At 62.2% G+C, this 15,918-nt stretch carries 17 protein-coding genes; 8 read left to right on the top strand and 9 right to left on the bottom strand.

The genetic code is table 11. The features are described from left to right. Window positions 1-3 precede the first annotated feature (3 nt). On the bottom strand, window positions 4-390 hold the full coding sequence (locus tag LOY22_RS14455; protein WP_176794330.1) for a hypothetical protein: 387 nt from the start codon (window positions 388-390) through the stop codon (window positions 4-6). A gap of 126 nt (window positions 391-516) precedes the next feature. Between LOY22_RS14455 and LOY22_RS14450 the strand changes: the two genes are divergently transcribed. Both LOY22_RS14450 and LOY22_RS14445 read left to right on the top strand, forming a co-directional pair. Then, window positions 517-1,224 (top strand): MOSC domain-containing protein, encoded by a 708-nt coding sequence (locus LOY22_RS14450; protein ID WP_258593652.1) that lies wholly within the window; start codon window positions 517-519, stop codon window positions 1,222-1,224. 154 nt (window positions 1,225-1,378) lie between these two features. After that, complete coding sequence (locus LOY22_RS14445) at window positions 1,379-2,302, top strand: EamA family transporter (protein WP_258593650.1); 924 nt, start codon at window positions 1,379-1,381, stop codon at window positions 2,300-2,302. Window positions 2,303-2,349: 47 nt separating this feature from the next. On the opposite strand, the gene LOY22_RS14440 is transcribed toward LOY22_RS14445, so the two are convergent. Continuing rightward, on the bottom strand, window positions 2,350-3,165 hold the full coding sequence (locus LOY22_RS14440) for a gamma-glutamyl-gamma-aminobutyrate hydrolase family protein (protein WP_045198229.1): 816 nt from the start codon (window positions 3,163-3,165) through the stop codon (window positions 2,350-2,352). Between the two features lie 367 nt (window positions 3,166-3,532). Here LOY22_RS14440 and hpaR point away from each other — a divergent pair, with 367 nt between their 5' ends. Together hpaR and LOY22_RS14430 are read left to right on the top strand one after the other, a co-directional pair. Further along, entirely contained in the window at window positions 3,533-3,955 is a 423-nt protein-coding gene (gene hpaR, locus LOY22_RS14435; protein ID WP_045198230.1) for a homoprotocatechuate degradation operon regulator HpaR, read from the top strand. Between the two features lie 161 nt (window positions 3,956-4,116). Further along, entirely contained in the window at window positions 4,117-4,410 is a 294-nt protein-coding gene (locus LOY22_RS14430; RefSeq protein ID WP_010222003.1) for a hypothetical protein, read from the top strand. Between the two features lie 40 nt (window positions 4,411-4,450). On the opposite strand, the gene LOY22_RS14425 is transcribed toward LOY22_RS14430, so the two are convergent. The 7 genes from LOY22_RS14425 to LOY22_RS14395 form a co-directional block, all read right to left on the bottom strand. After that, window positions 4,451-5,596 (bottom strand): DUF1624 domain-containing protein, encoded by a 1,146-nt coding sequence (locus tag LOY22_RS14425; protein ID WP_258593648.1) that lies wholly within the window; start codon window positions 5,594-5,596, stop codon window positions 4,451-4,453. 189 nt (window positions 5,597-5,785) lie between these two features. Next, window positions 5,786-6,574, bottom strand: coding sequence for an amino acid ABC transporter ATP-binding protein (locus LOY22_RS14420; protein ID WP_045198234.1), 789 nt, complete (start codon window positions 6,572-6,574; stop codon window positions 5,786-5,788). An 18-nt stretch (window positions 6,575-6,592) separates the two neighbouring features. Continuing rightward, window positions 6,593-7,834, bottom strand: a complete 1,242-nt coding sequence (locus LOY22_RS14415; protein ID WP_213604312.1) for an FAD-binding oxidoreductase — start codon at window positions 7,832-7,834, stop codon at window positions 6,593-6,595. 25 nt (window positions 7,835-7,859) lie between these two features. Next, window positions 7,860-8,570, bottom strand: a complete 711-nt coding sequence (locus LOY22_RS14410; RefSeq protein ID WP_045198238.1) for an ABC transporter permease — start codon at window positions 8,568-8,570, stop codon at window positions 7,860-7,862. Continuing rightward, window positions 8,567-9,286 (bottom strand): ABC transporter permease, encoded by a 720-nt coding sequence (locus LOY22_RS14405; protein ID WP_045198240.1) that lies wholly within the window; start codon window positions 9,284-9,286, stop codon window positions 8,567-8,569. The genes LOY22_RS14410 and LOY22_RS14405 overlap by 4 nt, the downstream gene beginning before the upstream one ends. Before the next feature lie 136 nt (window positions 9,287-9,422). After that, a complete protein-coding gene (locus LOY22_RS14400) occupies window positions 9,423-10,181 on the bottom strand; it encodes a transporter substrate-binding domain-containing protein (protein WP_045198241.1) in 759 nt (252 codons plus the stop codon). A 34-nt stretch (window positions 10,182-10,215) separates the two neighbouring features. Continuing rightward, complete coding sequence (locus tag LOY22_RS14395; protein WP_045198460.1) at window positions 10,216-11,085, bottom strand: MurR/RpiR family transcriptional regulator; 870 nt, start codon at window positions 11,083-11,085, stop codon at window positions 10,216-10,218. A 150-nt stretch (window positions 11,086-11,235) separates the two neighbouring features. On the opposite strand from LOY22_RS14395, the gene LOY22_RS14390 reads away from it, so the two are divergent. The 4 genes from LOY22_RS14390 (at window position 11,236) to tpx (ending at window position 15,744) form a co-directional block, all read left to right on the top strand. Further along, on the top strand, window positions 11,236-12,261 hold the full coding sequence (locus LOY22_RS14390; RefSeq protein ID WP_195884262.1) for an Ldh family oxidoreductase: 1,026 nt from the start codon (window positions 11,236-11,238) through the stop codon (window positions 12,259-12,261). A gap of 131 nt (window positions 12,262-12,392) precedes the next feature. Then, window positions 12,393-13,589 carry an amino acid aminotransferase gene (locus LOY22_RS14385; RefSeq protein ID WP_258593647.1) on the top strand — a complete coding sequence of 399 codons (1,197 nt, stop codon included), beginning with the start codon at window positions 12,393-12,395 and terminating at the stop codon, window positions 13,587-13,589. A 217-nt stretch (window positions 13,590-13,806) separates the two neighbouring features. Next, on the top strand, window positions 13,807-15,084 hold the full coding sequence (locus LOY22_RS14380; RefSeq protein WP_045198247.1) for a serine/threonine transporter: 1,278 nt from the start codon (window positions 13,807-13,809) through the stop codon (window positions 15,082-15,084). A gap of 159 nt (window positions 15,085-15,243) precedes the next feature. Then, the gene (gene tpx, locus LOY22_RS14375; RefSeq protein ID WP_258593646.1) at window positions 15,244-15,744 is read left to right on the top strand and encodes a thiol peroxidase; all 501 of its coding nucleotides are present in this window, start codon (window positions 15,244-15,246) and stop codon (window positions 15,742-15,744) included. Window positions 15,745-15,918: the final 174 nt, after the last annotated feature.

Genomic DNA, 15,918 nt, shown 5'->3' with positions numbered 1-15,918 from the left:
CCTTCAGGTATCGCGCAACAAGTCATGGGCATCCAGCAGCCGGTAGGCAATCTCCGGCTGCTTCTCCAGCGCCCGCCTGATCGCCGCCGGAATGTTCTGCCGGGTCTTGCGGCACAAGCCCGGCAGGTCTTCGATCTGGATGCTGATACCGCGCATGGTCCGCACCTCGTTGAAGCTCGGGGTGATCTGCAGCCGAATCCCCAACTGCTCATACAAGCGCCGCTGCATGTGCTCCAGGTCGTCCAGGCTCTGCAGGTTTTCCAGGCGTTCGAGCAGGCGCCTTTCTTCCTGGCGCGTCAGCAGCAGGATGCGCGGGTCCTGCAGCGTCTCGCGGCCGCAGTCGCAAGCGCCGGGCGGGCAGGGGGTGCGGGTGGGCAGGGTGGCGTTCATGCCTTGCAGCATAGCGAGGCTCGAGGACTTTTGCCCATGCCTGGCAGATAGCTATTGAGCACTGGTGCGGGCGGCGCTCAGTGATACCCTTACACTTCGCCGAACTTCACCAGGAGCGAGTCGCCCATGCTGGCGCAACAACTGCAACTGCAAAGCGTATTGACCGGGCGCGCCGTGCCTTTCACCCGTCCGGGCTCATCCAGTGCCATCGCCAAGATGCCGCGTGACGGCGAGGTCGCGGTCACCGAACTGGGCCTGGTTGGCGATGAGCAGGGCGACTTACGTGTGCATGGCGGGGTCGAAAAGGCCATCCACCATTACCCCCGCGAACACTATGCCGCCTGGGTTGCAGAGCTGGGCGAGCATCCGCTGCTGCAGGCTCCGGGCGCCTTCGGCGAAAACTTAAGCACCTGCGGCTGGACCGAGCAGACCGTATGCCTGGGCGATCGCTTTCGCGCTGGCAGCGCGCTGCTGGAGATTTCCCAGGGGCGCATGCCGTGCTGGAAACTCAATGACCGCTTCGGGGTAAAAGACATGTCGTTGCGGGTCCAGCAAAGCGGCCGTACCGGCTGGTACTACCGGGTGCTGGAAGAAGGCATATTGGCTGCCGGCATGAACATCGAGCTGATCGAACGGCCGCATCCGCAGTGGTCGGTAGCGCGCTTGTCGTCGGTACTGTTCGACAGGCAGGTCGACCTCGAGGTGATTCGCCAGTGCCTGGAACTACCGCTGGCGGCTTCCTGGCGCCGGACCCTGTCACGACGTTTGGAAAAGGCCGAAGTCGAGGACTGGGCGCCGCGTTTGCAGGGGCCTGGCGTCGAAGTGCAGGGGTGAGAAACATTGCAAACCGGGGACACGGTTTACAGGTCTAGCCTGAGCCGAAGAAACAGGATCAATCCTTCCTCAATGTCAGAGTAATCTCAACTCTGACGGTCGCAATTACGACTAGGATCGATAGCCCTTGCCATCGACCCAGGTTGGTCCTTCCATGTCGCCTTCAGAGACCGTGACCCGCAAACCTGACCAAACAACAGGCAGGAGCAATACGCTGGCAATCATCGCTGGGATGGGCGCCAATATTTGGTTAGGGGGCTCGGCGCTGTACTGGAAGGCGCTGCGGGAGGTTTCACCCTCGGTGCTCGTTGCTTACCGGGTGTTGCTCTCGCTGGCTGTGTTGATGCTGGCGCTGGTGCTGCTGGGTAAGCTGGGTGCGCTCTACCGGAATTTAACGCTGAACAGCGTAGTCGTTCACGGGGTGGCTGCATTGCTCCTGGCGACGAACTGGGGCTTATTTATTTACGCCTCTATTCAGGGTTTTGTCCTGGAGTCTGGTCTGGGGTATTTGATTGCTCCTTGCATCACGGTCGCAGCCAGCGTGCTGATGCTGAGTGAGCGTTTGAGCAGCCTGCACACAGTCGCTTTCGTTCTGATTGGCATCGCACTGGCCTATTTGGCGGTGTACGCACAGGGGCTGAATCATGGCATCTATCTGGCGATAGCGCTTACGTGGGGCGGGTATGTGTGTTTGAAGAAGGTATCGACGATTGATGCCTTATGCGCAACTACACTGGAAACTTTGCTGTTATCGCTGGTTTGCCTGGTAGCACTGCTTTTTACTTCATGGGAGATGGCGTTGCCCGTGACGATGCCCACGTCAATGTCGATTGTCCTGCTGTTTGCCGGGCTGGTATCGGTGGTGCCGTTACTGCTGATCGCGTTTTCGGCCAGACGCTTGGCGTTGACGACAATGAGTACATTCCAGTTTCTTTTACCGACTACTCAGTTCGTACTGGCTGTAGTTGTATATAAACAGTCGATCAACATGACCGTTGCGACAGTCATATCGTTTGTCTGGTTATTGTTAGCGCTGCTCGTGGCCTTGCCGGCAATGAAAAACATGCTTCGCCAGTAAACCAAACTGGCTCCAACGAATCTCGAAGGAACCAGTTCAATCAACAATCAGGCAGCCGTACCCAGCTTCTTCACCACCTGACCCTTGGCAGCCTGCTTGCGGCAGGCTTCACCGAAGGCCTGGAACATCTTCACCGAGTCGGGGTTTTTCGCCGCTTGCCATTCCGGGTGCCATTGCACCGCGAAGAGGAACGGCGACAGGCTCGGGGCGTGGATGGCTTCGACCAGGCCGTCTTCGGCACGGGCCAGGGGTTCGATGCCTTCGCCGAGGTTTTTCAGGCCCTGGCCGTGCAGCGAGTTGACGCGGATTTCATCGCTCTGCAGCAACTTTTGCAGCCAGCTGCCTTGCTCCAGTTTGACGCTGTGAACCGCACTGTACTGGACATCGACCGGATCGTCCGGGTTTTCCCGGTGGTCGTTGAAGCCTGGCTCGGCGTAGACCTTCTGGTAGATGTCGCCACCCAGGGCCACGTTGATTTCCTGCATGCCACGGCAGATGCCGAAGATCGGCAGGCCACGGGCGATAGCCAGTTGCACCAGCGGCAGGTCGAACAGGTCGCGGTCGCGGTCCTGGGCCTTGCCCGGGGTTTCGTTCTCCTGGCCGTACAGGGCCGGGTCGATGTTGCTGCCGGCGCCGGTCAGGTAAACACCGTCGGCCATATCCAGGTAGGCTTCGAGGTCGTCTGTACCGCAGCAGGTTGGCACCAGCACCGGTACGCAACCGGCGTGTTCTACCAGCGGGACGATGTATTTGTGGGTCATTACCTGATAGTCGTGGCCTTTGCGCTCCTGGGAGCCCATGGTCATCAGCACGACGGGTTTGCGAAGGGTTTGATTCTTATTGCCAATGTTGCTGTTGGGCATATGTCACCTTGGGACAGGCGCAGCCTGTCATTATTGTGCAGGCGCGCAGCTGGAACCTTTGCGCTGCCTGAGGTTTCGAGCACTGCCGGTACGCCAAGCAAGGGGCTGTATCCGGTCGAAACCTGTCATATAGCTTGCCAGAGCCGTTTAATATGTCAAACGACTTCAGATTGCACGGGCGAAGCTTGAGATTGCCTGGATGCAATTATCGGTCTGCAGCCCCCGATAACCGGTAAGGCGCCTGTTGCGGCCAGTTCATTATATTTAACAAGCGTCCGGTGTATGGCCGAACCAGCGCCTGCGCGGCTTTGCTGCATCGCGCGGTTTCTCTTAAGCTGGCTGTCACCGATGACTACCAGCCTGAACCATGCCCACTCCAAGACCGTCCCTGACCCTGACCCTGTTGCAAGCCCGCGAAGCCGCCATGGCCTTCTTCCGCCCCTCGCTCAACGCCCATGGCCTGACCGAACAACAGTGGCGGGTGATCCGCATCCTGCGCCAGCAAGGCGAACTGGAAAGCCACCAACTGGCCGAGCAGGCCTGCATCCTCAAGCCGAGCATGACCGGCGTGCTGGCGCGCCTGGAGCGTGACGGCCTGGTGCGGCGCAAGAAGTCGACCCAGGACCAGCGCCGGGTGTTCGTCGGCCTGACCGAACAGGGCCAGCAATGCTTCGTCGACATGAGCGAAGACATGGAACACAACTACCAGCGCATCCTTGAGCAATTCGGCGAAGACAAACTGCACGAGCTGCTGGGCCTGCTCAACTGCCTGAAGAACATCAAGCCCTGAGCGCCGTTTTGGCGCACTGGCCGCTGGCTACCTATACTGTGCCTATCCGCAACAGTGTGCCGTCGTTGACCGGAGCGCGGCGTCTCTGTTCCCGTGGTCGTGACTTTCTGAAGTAGCAGGACGCGAGTCGTCAATTGATAACGCTACAAAGGGGTTGGATCATGGATATTGTCAGTCTGATTATTCAGATTGTTGCCGGTGTGGTGGGCGGCAACGCAGCCGGTATGAGTAAACAAAGCATGGGCCCGCTACTCAACTCGATCTTCGGTGGAGTGGGTGGGGTGATTGTCGGGCAGATACTCGCAGCCTTTACCGGTGAACCCGGTGCGGCGGTGGCAGCGGGCGGTTCGCTGGACCTGCCGGCACTGATCAGCAGTATTGTCGGCGGCGGTGCAGGGGGCGCGGTGCTCACCTTCATCGCCGGCCTGATCAAATCAAAAATGCACCCGCAGTAAGCCTTGCCAGGCCTGCCCCTGATTGCAGGGGCGGGCCTGTTCAGAAGTACTTCAGCCAACCGATATCGCGGCGCCGGGCCTTGAGGACGGCGAACCAGCGCACCGGCGGATAGAGCACAACGCTCAAGACCATCGCCGTCAGCCATACCGACCAGACCCCGTCGAAACCAAAGTAGCTGCCCTGGTTCAGGCCAAAGCAGGCGACGCCGATCAGGTACAGCACTTTCAGTGCGTACAGGTGCAGCAGGTAGAAGAACATCGGCGCGGCACCGAATACGCTCAGCACCCGGATCGCGTGGCTGCCTTGCAGGTGCTCGAACCTGCGCAGCAGCAACAGGCCGACGCCCAGGGTCAGGGCCAGGAACAGCAGCGATGGCGGGTATTTGGTGATGTTGAAAAAGCTCATCAGCGTGCGCAACGTGGTTTCGCCAACCTGCCACCGGGCTTCGCCGTAACCGTTGAGCAATCGCAGCAGCAGGAAGCCGGCGAGGGCACCGAGGCCGGTCAGCAGCAACTTGCGCTGACGTGCCTGCGCATCCGCACCTTGGGCAAACCAGGGGCCCATGGCATAGCCCAGGGCAATTACGCCGATCCATGGCAGCAACGGGTACGAGGTACGCAGGCGCAAGTTGTCGGCTACCTCGATCCAGCCACGGTCATGCAGGATCGCCCAAGGGACATGCAGCGCCGAGCCCGCAGCGAAGTGCAGCGGGTCGAGCAGGTTGTGCCCGGCGACGATCAGCACGCCGATTACCACCAGCAGCGGGCGCGGCAGCCACACCAGGCCGGCCAGGGCGATCATGCTCAAGCCAATGGCCCAGATCACCTGCAGGTAGATCACCTTGGGCGGCAGTTCCAGGGTCCAGGCCAGGCTGACCAGGGTGAACTCCAGCAGCACCAGGACCAGGCCACGCTTGAACAGGAAGGCCGAAACCGCAGCCTTGCCCTGGTGCTTTTCGCCATACAGGTAAGCCGACAAACCGGTCAGCAGGACAAACACCGGCGCGCACAGGTGGGCGAGGGTACGGCTGAGGAACAGCCAGGGGTCGGTGCTGGCGACATCCATCGGGTCGCTGACCTGGCGGTGCAGAAAGAAGGTTTCGCGTACATGGTCAAGGAGCATGAAGACAATGACCAGGCCGCGCAGGGCGTCGATGCAAAGCAGGCGGTGGGTGGCGGGTGGCATGGGTGAGGTGGCGGTCGCTGAGTGATTGGGTGATGCGTTATAACATAACTAGTATTTCTCGCAAGCAAACCAGGGCTGCTACGCAGCCCATCGCCGGCAAGGCCGGCTCCCACAGGTCCTCAGTGTTGCAGAGATCTCTGTGGGAGCTGGCTTTGCCAGCGATGCAAGGCGAAGCCTTGCCCAAAGGCCTCAGTGCAGTATCTGCGCCAGAAAGCCCTTGGCCCGCGCACTCTGCGGGTTATTGAAGAACGCCTCGGGCGCTGCGTCTTCAATGATCTGCCCGCCATCGAGAAACAGCACCCGCTCGGCCACCTGGCGGGCGAAGCCCATTTCATGGGTAACGCAGAGCATGGTCATGCCGGTATCGGCCAGTTTCACCAGCACATCCAGCACTTCGGCGACCATCTCCGGGTCCAGCGCCGAGGTCGGTTCGTCGAACAGCATGATCTTCGGCTTCATGCACAGCGCCCGGGCGATCGCCACCCGTTGTTGCTGGCCGCCAGACAACTGGCTGGGGTATTTGCCGGCCTGACTTTCGATTCCGACCTTGTTCAGGTAGAAGCGCGCGCGGTCTTCGGCCTCCTTGCGCGACAGGCCGCGCACGCTCATCGGCGCCAGGGTGCAGTTGTCGAGCACGCTCATGTGCGGGAACAGGTTGAAATGCTGGAACACCATGCCGATTTCGCTGCGCACCTCGGCGGCCTGGCGGGTGGTCAGGGCAAGATCGGTGTCGTTGACGCGGATGTTGCCCTGTTCGGCGATTTCCAGGCGGTTGATGCAGCGGATCAACGTCGATTTGCCCGAACCGGAAGGGCCGCACAAGACGATACGCTCGCCCTCACGCACCTGCAGGTTGATGTCGCGCAGCACATGGAAGGCGCCGTAGTGCTTGTTCAGGCCCTCGATGGTCACCACGACCTTGCGCGGGTCGGCGGCAAGGGCAGGGGTTGGGGTAGCAAGGCTCAGTGAAGCGGTCATGTTGTTATTCTCCCGCGATCAGTTGAAGCGGTCCGCGCGGTACGGCGCAGGGTCGGTAAAGGGTGTTTCGCCGGTGATCATTTGCGCCAGCAGGCGGCCGGTCACCGGGCCCAGGGTCAGGCCGTGGTGGGCATGGCCGAAGTTGAACCACAGGCCCTTGTGGCGCGCGGCTGGGCCGATCACCGGGCGCATGTCCGGCAGGCACGGGCGGCGGCCCAGCCAGGGTTCGGCATCGATCCGCTCGCCCAGCGGGAAGACCTTGCGCGCCAACGCTTCGCAGCGCTGCAACTGGATCTGGTTGGCGGCATCGCTGCTGGCGGCGAACTCGATGCCGGTGGTCAGGCGGATGCCCATGGCCATCGGCGCCAGCACGTAACCGCCCTGGGCATCGCAGATCGAATGCTTGAGCTCGGCGCCGTCACGGGCACGATAGTGCATGTGGTAGCCGCGCTTGATTTCCAGCGGAATGCGATAACCCAGCGGCTTGAACAGCTCGGCCGACTGCGGACCGAGGGCGATCACCACTTCCGGCGCGCTGATCGGCCCCTGGCGGCTGTCGACCTGCCAGTCGCTGCCGATCTGGCGCAGGGTGCGGGCATCGCCGTGGATGAACTGGCCGCCACGCTGGACGAACAGCGCCGCATAGCCGCGGGTCAGGCCGCCGGGGTTGCTGACGGTCTTGGGGTCGAGCCAGTGAATACCGCCGACCACCTTGTCGCTAAGGTCCACTTCGCGCGCGTGCAGTTGCTGGCGGTCGAGAATTTCGTACTTCAAGCCATAGGCTTTCAGGGCATGGGCGTCGGCCACGGCTTTGCGGTAGGCCTCTTCATTGCGGTACACCTCGATCCAGCCGCTGGCCCTGACCAGCTCGCCGAGGCCTGCGGCATCGATCAGCGCGTCGTGTTCCTCGACACAGCGCTGCACCAGCGGCAGCATGGCCTGGGTGGCCACGGCAAGGCCGGCGGGCGAGGAGTTCTTCCAGTACTTGAACAGCCATGGGGCGATCCTGGGCAGGTGGGTGAAGCTGTAGCGCACGTCGGGTTGGCGGTTCAGGCCATAGCGCAACAGGCTCGACAGCTCGTGGGGGAAGGCATAGGGGATGACGCTGGAGCGCTCGATCAGCCCGGCGTTGCCATGGCTGGTGCCGCTGCCCGGCTCTTCACGGTCGATCAGGATCACCTTGCGCCCGCGTGCCTGCAGGTGCAGGGCCGTGGACACGCCGACGATGCCGGCGCCCAGAACGATGGTTTGACAATGCATTGGAGCGGTCCTCACAAACAGGCGATCAGCGCAGGTGGCGGCCCAGGCGGGCTTCGATGTGTTTCAGGCTGCGCCGCACGATCTCGACGATCAGCAGGTAGAGCACGGCAGCCCACAGGTAGATCTGGAAGTCGAAACTGCGCGAGAACGCAAGCTTGGTCACGCCCATCAGGTCGTAGATGGTCACCAGCGAGGCAATCGCGCTGGCCTTGATCATCAGGATCAGTTCGTTGCCCAGCGGGCCGATGGCAACGATCAATGACTGCGGCAGGATCACTTTGAAGAAGGTGGTCGAGCGCTTCAGGCTCAGGGCCTTGGCGGCTTCGTACTGGCCGGGGGCGACTGCCAGCAGGCTGCCCCGGAAGATCTCCGCCTGGTAGGCGGCGGTGTTGAGGGTGAAGGCCAGCACGGTGCAGTACCAGGCATCGCGGAAGAACCACCACAGGCCAACCTCCTGCCAGAAGCCCTTGAGCGACCCCAGGCCGTAGTACAGCAAGAACAGCTGGGCCAGCAGCGGCGAGCCACGGAAGAAGTAGATGTAGCCGGCGCTCAGGCGTTGCAGCACCAGCTTGTCCGACAGCCGGGCCAGGGCCAGGAGCATGCCGAGCAGGGCGCCGAGGGTAAACGACAGTGCCACCAGCTTGCCGGTGACCAGCAGGCCGTCGATAAAACGCGGGCCGTAGCGTTCCAGCAGGTCGGGGTCGAGTACCAGCGCCAGCAGTTGTTCGAAGCTCATGTCCGTGCCCCCCGCAAATGGCGGCTGAAATACTGTTCGATGAAGCTGAACACCCGTCCCGACAGCGCCGAGAACAACAGGTAGCCCAGGCAGGCGACGCCGTAGAAGAACATCGGCTCCTTGGTCACGCTGACCGCAAGGTTAGTCTGGCGCATCAGGTCGACCAGGGAGATGGTCGATACCAGCGAGGTGTCCTTGAGCAGCGACAGCCAGTTGTTCGACAGGCCCGGCAGGGCAATGCGCACCAGTTGCGGGAAGACCACCTTGCGAAAGGTGGTGGCCTTGCTCAGGCCCAGCGCCGCCGAGGCTTCGTACTGGCCCTTGGCGACGGTCTTGAACGCGGCCAGCCAGATTTCGCTGGAGAACGCGGCGAACACCAGGCTGAAGGCGATCATCGCCGCCAGGAAGGTGTTGATCAGCACTTCGCCTTCATAGCCCATGGCCAGGAGGATTTTCTGCGCGGCAATCTGGCAGCCGTAGTAGATGATCAGCAGCGTGAGCAGCTCCGGCAGGCCACGAAACACAGTAGAGAACACCGTCGCCGCAGCACGCGGGAAGCGCCTGGAGGAGCGGGCGGCGAGGGCCACGCCCAGGCCCAGCGGCAGGCCGATGGGCAGGCAGGCCAGGGCCAGGGAAATGGTCACCAGGGCGCCGGCCAGCAAAGCCTGGCCCCAGCCGCCGCTGGCGAAGGAAAGCAGTGACAGTTGTTCGAGCATGGGCGAACCCTCTCGGTTCAAGAGTGATGGTGCTTTGGAGGGCTTCTTCGCGGGTCCAGTCGGGACGCCGCACCGCCGCTCCCACAGGGTATTTGTGGGAGCGGCGGTGCGACGCTTCGACTGGGCCCGCGATCAGTCACTGATAGATATCGAAGTCGAAGTAGCGACTGGCGATCTTCTGGTAGGTGCCGTTGGCGACGATTTCGTCCAGGGCCTTGTTCAGGCGTTCGCGCAGCGCTTGGTCTTCCTTGCGCACGGCAATCGAGGCGTCGGCCTTGGTGCCGTTGACGTCGCCAAGGATCTTGCAGCAGTCCTTGCCGGCCTTGCCCAGCCATTCGGTCAGCGGGAACTTGTCGGCAATCACCCCGTCCAGGCGCCCGGCGGCGAGGTCGGCGTTGGCTTCATCAAGGGTCGGGTAGAGTTTGACGTCGGCGCCGGCCTTGCCATAGACGTCTTCGGCGTAGATGGCCTGGGTCGAGGAGGATTGCGCGCCGACGGTGTAGCCTTTGAAGGTGGTCTGTGCGTCGGTGATGTCGCTGTCCTTGGCCACGGCCACCGACAACGGGGTCTTGTAGTAGTGGTTGGTGAAGGCGATCTTCTTGCGCCGCTCTTCGGTATCGATCATCGACGCCACCACGGCGTCGTACTTCTTGGCCATCAGGGCCGGGATGATGCCTTCCCAGTCCTGGGCCACCAGGGTGCATTCGACCTTCATCTGTTCGCACAGGGCGTGGCTGATGTCGACGTCGAAGCCATGCAGTTTGTTATCCGAATCAACGTAGTTGAACGGTGGGTAAGCGCCTTCGGTAGCGATCTTCAGGGTTTCGGCCTGGGCCAGGGTCGAGCCGGCGAGCAGCAGGGCGCAAGCCCCTGCGAAGCGGATAACAGGTTTCATGACACACCTCGATCTGTTGTTGTTTGCACTCTTGCTATTGTTTGCTCGTTGACGTGTAGCCAACGAATTCGTTGTGTAGAGCTGCAGTTGCTTCCAAGCGTTTTTCAACATCCGGTCCTAGCTTCTTGCAGACCTCGTTGACCATCAGGTGTACCCACGACAGCATCGTCGCGGTGGACTCCCAGAACAGATTGAATTCGGTGGGGATGCGAAACACCTCACTGGCGTTGGCATCGGCCCAGTCACAAAAAGTGTCGGTCACCAGGGTGACGGCAATGCCCGCGGCATGCGCCTTGCGGCACAGGTTCAGGGCATGGCGGGAATAGCGGCGGGCCTCGAACACCACCAGGGCGCAGTCGGCCGGGTCACTGAGCAGCACTTCGCCAAAATGCCCGGCACTGCCATCGACCACCTGCACGCCGTCGCGCAGGTATTGCAGCAAGTGCGCCATGCACTGGGCGATGCCGCGCTCGGTCTGAAAACCGGCGATAAACACCTTGCGCCGCTGCGCCAGGCGCTGGCTGACGGTATTCCAGGCCGGGGTGCGGCTGTATTCGTAAACCCGCACCAGGGCGCCAACCTCCTGCTCCAGGCTGCGTGCCAGGCCGGCGGCATCCTGGCCATGGCGTTGGCGAAATTCTTGCAGGCGATCACCGACCAGCCACGGGCCTTCGCCGAGGTCGTCCTTAAGATCGTGCTTGAGGGCCTTGAGGTGCTCGTAACCCAGCGAGCGGCAGAAACGCCCGACACTCGACTCGCTGACGCCGATTTTCGCCGCCAGGCTTGCGGAGGTTTCGAACGGCAGGTCGGTGAGGTGGGCGAGCATGTAGCTGGCGATCTTGCGCCCCGACGCCGCTGCGTTGTGCAGGCTGTGTTCCAGGCGCTGTTTGATCGGTTGGCTCACAGGGCGATACTCGAAGGCGGTGGCACGTGGAAACAGAAAATGAATGTTTTCTGTCATCAAGTCAACATTTGACAGTTTGCTGTCACTGGAGGAAAGTCTGGCCATTGCCCATCGCTGTCGCCCATTCCAAATCCAATAAGGGAGCTTCAGATGTCCGCACGTCCCGACACTGCTGTCGCGCAGATCGCCTTTGCCGACCTGCAGGCCTTGTTGCAGCGTATTTTCGTCCGCCATGGTTGCAGCGCAGCGGTCGCCCAGGCCCTGGCCTTCAACTGCGCCAGCGCCCAGCGCGATGGCGCTCACAGCCACGGTGTGTTCCGTATTCCCGGTTATGTCTCGACCCTGGAAAGTGGTTGGGTCGATGGCCAGGCCGTACCCGCTGTCGAAGACCTCGCCAGCGGTTATGTGCGCGTCGATGCCAAGGGCGGCTTTGCTCAGCCGGCGCTGGCCGCGGCTCGCGAGCTATTGGTGGCCAAGGCCCGCAGCGCCGGCATTGCCGTGCTGGCGATCCATAATTCGCACCATTTCGCCGCCCTCTGGCCGGATGTCGAACCTTTTGCCGATGAAGGCCTGGTGGCCCTGAGCGTGGTCAACAGCATGACCTGCGTGGTGCCCCATGGCGCCCGGCAACCGCTGTTTGGCACCAACCCGATTGCCTTTGCCGCGCCGTGCGCCGGCAGCGACCCGATCGTCTTCGACATGGCCACCAGCGCCATGGCCCATGGCGACGTGCAGATCGCCGCGCGCAAGGGTGAACGGCTGCCCGAAGGCATGGGCGTCGACAATAAAGGCGAACCGACCTGCGACCCGCAGGCGATTCTCGATGGCGGCGCGCTGCTGCCGTTTGGCGGGCACAAGGGCTCGGCGCTGTCGATGATGGTCGAACTGCTGGCGGCGGCGCTGACCGGCGGCAACTTCTCGTTCGAGTTCGACTGGTCGCAGCACCCAGGCGCGAAAACGCCCTGGACCGGGCAGTTGATCATCGTCATCGACCCGGCCCGCTCAGTAGGTAACCGTTTTGCTGAACGCAGCCGCGAGCTGGTGCGGCAGATGCAGGCGGTGGGCCTGCAGCGCATGCCGGGTGAGCGGCGTTTTCGCGAGCGCGAGCAGTCGGCGAAGGAGGGCGTGACCCTGACAGTGGCGGAGCTTGAGCAGCTACAGGGCCTGGCGGGGTAGGGCAGCCAGCCGATTACCGTGCATACATGCACAAATCAGTTGCACCAAGGGTAATGTTCCTCGGCCGCCAGTACAGGTATCCTCGACACAGCTTTTAGTCCGAACTGTCCTGACCCAAGGAGCTGTGCGCTGTGTTCAAACATGTCGATGCCTATGCCGGCGATCCGATTCTCTCCCTGATGGAGACCTTCAAGGCCGATCCGCGCGGCGCCAAGGTCAACCTGAGCATCGGCCTGTATTATGATGCCGCAGGCGTGGTGCCACAGCTGGCCGCGGTGCGCGAAGCCGAGCAGCGCTTTGCCGCCCAGCCTCACGAAGCCTCGATGTACCTGCCGATGGAAGGCCTGAACAGCTACCGCCAGGCGATCCAGGCGCTGTTGTTCGGTGCCGGCCACCCGGCGGTCGAGGCCGGTCGTGTGGCCACCGTACAGACCGTCGGCGGCTCCGGCGCGCTGAAAGTCGGTGCCGACTTCCTCAAGCGCTACTTCCCCGAGTCGCAGGTGTGGGTCAGTGATCCGACCTGGGACAACCACCGGGCGATCTTTGAAGGCGCAGGTTTCAAGGTCAACACCTACCCGTACTTCGACCCGGCCAGCCGCGGCGTCGACTTCGACGGCATGCTTGGCAGCCTCAACGGCCTGCCGGCCAACAGCATCGTCCTGCTCCACCCGTGCTGCCACAACCCCACCGGCGTCGACCTGAGCCAAGCGCAGTGGCAGCAAGTGATCGAAGTGCTCAAGGCGCGCAACCTGATCCCGTTCCTCGACATCGCCTACCAGGGCTTTGGCGAAGGCCTGGACGCAGACGCCTACGCCATCCGTGAAGTGGCCCGCGCCGGCGTGCCGTGCCTGGTGAGCAACTCGTTCTCGAAAATCTTCTCGCTGTATGGCGAGCGGGTTGGCGGCCTGTCGGTGGTCTGTGACGACAGCGATACTGCACAAAGCGTGCTCGGCCAGCTCAAGGCCACCGTGCGCCGCAACTACTCCAGTCCGCCAAGCTTTGGTGCCCAGCTGGTGGCCGCGGTGCTCGGTGATGCTGAGCTCAATGCCCAGTGGGAGGCGGAAGTGGAGAAGATGCGCCTGCGTATCCTCGACATGCGCCAGGCCCTGGTCGATACCCTGGGTGACTTGCTGCCGGGCCAGGACTTCCAGTTCTTCCTGCGCCAGCGCGGCATGTTCAGCTACACCGGCTTTAGCGTCGAGCAGGTGCGTCGCCTGCGTGACGAGTTCGCTGTGTACCTGATCGACAGCGGCCGGGTGTGCATGGCCGGCCTGCGTCCGGACAACCTGCAGCAGGTGGCCAAGGCGTTCGCTGCAGTTCAAAGGTAACTGGCACTTCCAGCTTCAAGCTGCGAGTGGGTACAACCTTTCTTGCAGCTTGAAGCTGATAGCTTGCAGCTTCGGTGCAACCACTCCTCGGCCAGGGCTTTGCAAGTGCAACCAATCGGCGCACAATCGCGCCCCTCTTTGTATGGTCAAGAGGGGCGAAGCGTCTGTTTAGCCACTCCTGGCCCTGTTGCAGTCTTGCGAGTGGAGTTGCACCCGGATGAATGAGCAGGCCCCAAGCGTTGAACAACGCTTCGAATCGACCCCCGCCGCCCTCGGCAGCTGGGCCCGTCAGGACACCACCTGGATGCTGGGCCTGTTTGGCACGGCGATCGGCGCCGGGACCCTGTTCCTGCCGATCAACGCCGGCCTCGGCGGCTTCTGGCCGCTGCTGATCCTGGCGCTGCTGGCGTTCCCGATGACCTTCTACGCCCACCGCGGCCTGACCCGCTTCGTGCTCTCCGGGCGCGACGGCGCCGACATCACCGACGTGGTCGAAGAGCATTTCGGCCTGAGTGCCGGTGCCCTGATCACCTTGCTGTACTTTTTCGCCATCTTCCCGATCCTGCTGATCTACAGTGTGGCCCTGACCAACACCGTCGGCAGCTTCATGGAGCACCAGCTGCACATCGAGCCGCCACCGCGCGCGCTGCTGTCGTTCGTGCTGATCCTCGGCCTGCTGGCCATCGTGCGCTGCGGCGAGCAGGCCACGGTCAAGGTCATGAGCTGGCTGGTCTATCCGTTCATCGTCGCCCTGGCGTTCCTCGCGGTGTTCCTGATTCCGCACTGGAGCGGCGGTATCCTCAGCACCGCCACTGAAATGCCTTCGGGCTCGGCGTTCCTGCATACCCTGTGGCTGGCGATTCCGGTGATGGTCTTCTCGTTCAACCATTCGCCGATCATCTCGGCCTTTGCCGTTGACCAGAAGCGCCGTTATGGCGCGCATGCCGATGAGCGCAGCGGGCAGATCCTGTGCCGCGCCCACCTGCTGATGGTGGCCATGGTGATGTTCTTCGTGTTCAGTTGCGTACTGACCCTGACCCCGGCGCAACTGGCCGAAGCCAAGGCGCAGAACCTGTCGATCCTGTCGTACCTGGCCAACCATTTCAGCAACCCGACCATCGCCTTCGCCGCGCCGCTGATTGCCTTCATCGCCATCGCCAAGTCGTTCCTGGGCCACTACATCGGTGCCAGCGAAGGCCTCAAAGGCCTGGTGCTGAAGACCGGCAAGCGCCCGGGCGCCAAGGCCCTGGACCGCATGACCGCAGCCTTCATGCTGATCATCTGCTGGATCGTCGCCACCCTCAACCCGAGCATCCTCGGCATGATCGAGACCCTCGGCGGCCCGGTGATCGCCGCGATCCTGTTCCTGATGCCGATGTACGCCATCCGCAAGGTGCCGGCGATGAGCAAGTACCGCGGGCAGATGTCCAACGTCTTCGTCGTCGCCGTGGGCCTGGTGGCCATCTCGGCGCTGGTGTACTCGCTGCTGAGCTGAAATGCCTGATTCGGGAGCCGGCAATCGGCTCCCGGACAACTAAAGATTGTCCACAAAAGTTGTCTGGCAATTCAACAATTTAACATTCGCCCATAGGTAGACGGGCACTTTCATGGTTAACTCTGGTCCTTTAATCACCCCCGCATAAGGACTTCGTTCATGGCTAAAGTGACTCTTAAAGGCAACCCGGTTCAGGTCAAAGGCGAACTGCCGAAAGTCGGCGCCCAGGCACCTGCGTTTTCTCTGGTTGGTGCAGGCCTTGCCGACGTGACCCTGGCTTCCCTGGCCGGCAAGCGCAAAGTGCTGAACATCTTTCCAAGCGTCGACACCCCGACCTGCGCCACTTCGGTTCGCAAGTTCAACGCCCAGGCCAACGAGCTGAACAACACCGTCGTCCTGTGCATCTCCGCCGACCTGCCGTTCGCTCAAGCGCGCTTCTGCGGTGCTGAAGGCCTGGAGAACGTGCAGAACCTGTCGCTGCTGCGCGGCCGTGAGTTCTTCGGCAACTACGGTGTTGAAATCGCCGACGGCCCGCTGGCCGGCCTGACTGCCCGCGCCGTGGTAGTGCTGGACGAGAACGACAAGGTGCTGCACAGCGAGCTGGTTGGCGAAATCGCCGAAGAGCCGAATTATGAGGCTGCCCTGGCTGTTCTGAAGTAACAGTGACAGCCGATCGCGGGGCAAGCCCGCTCCTACACCATCCCTGTAGGAGCGGGCTTGCCCCGCGAAGAATTGCGAAGAGATGTAACGGCCTGGCCCTCGTCCAGGCCGTTTTTATTTATAGTTCATTACGTTAGCTACGTAAGCTCAAGGTAAAGTGCCGGTAAAGGCGCT

Source organism: Pseudomonas sp. B21-035 (assembly GCF_024748945.1).
Lineage (GTDB): Bacteria > Pseudomonadota > Gammaproteobacteria > Pseudomonadales > Pseudomonadaceae > Aquipseudomonas.
The sequence above is the reverse complement of the archived record's forward strand: the minus strand, read 5'-3'. Positions and strand labels throughout refer to the sequence as shown.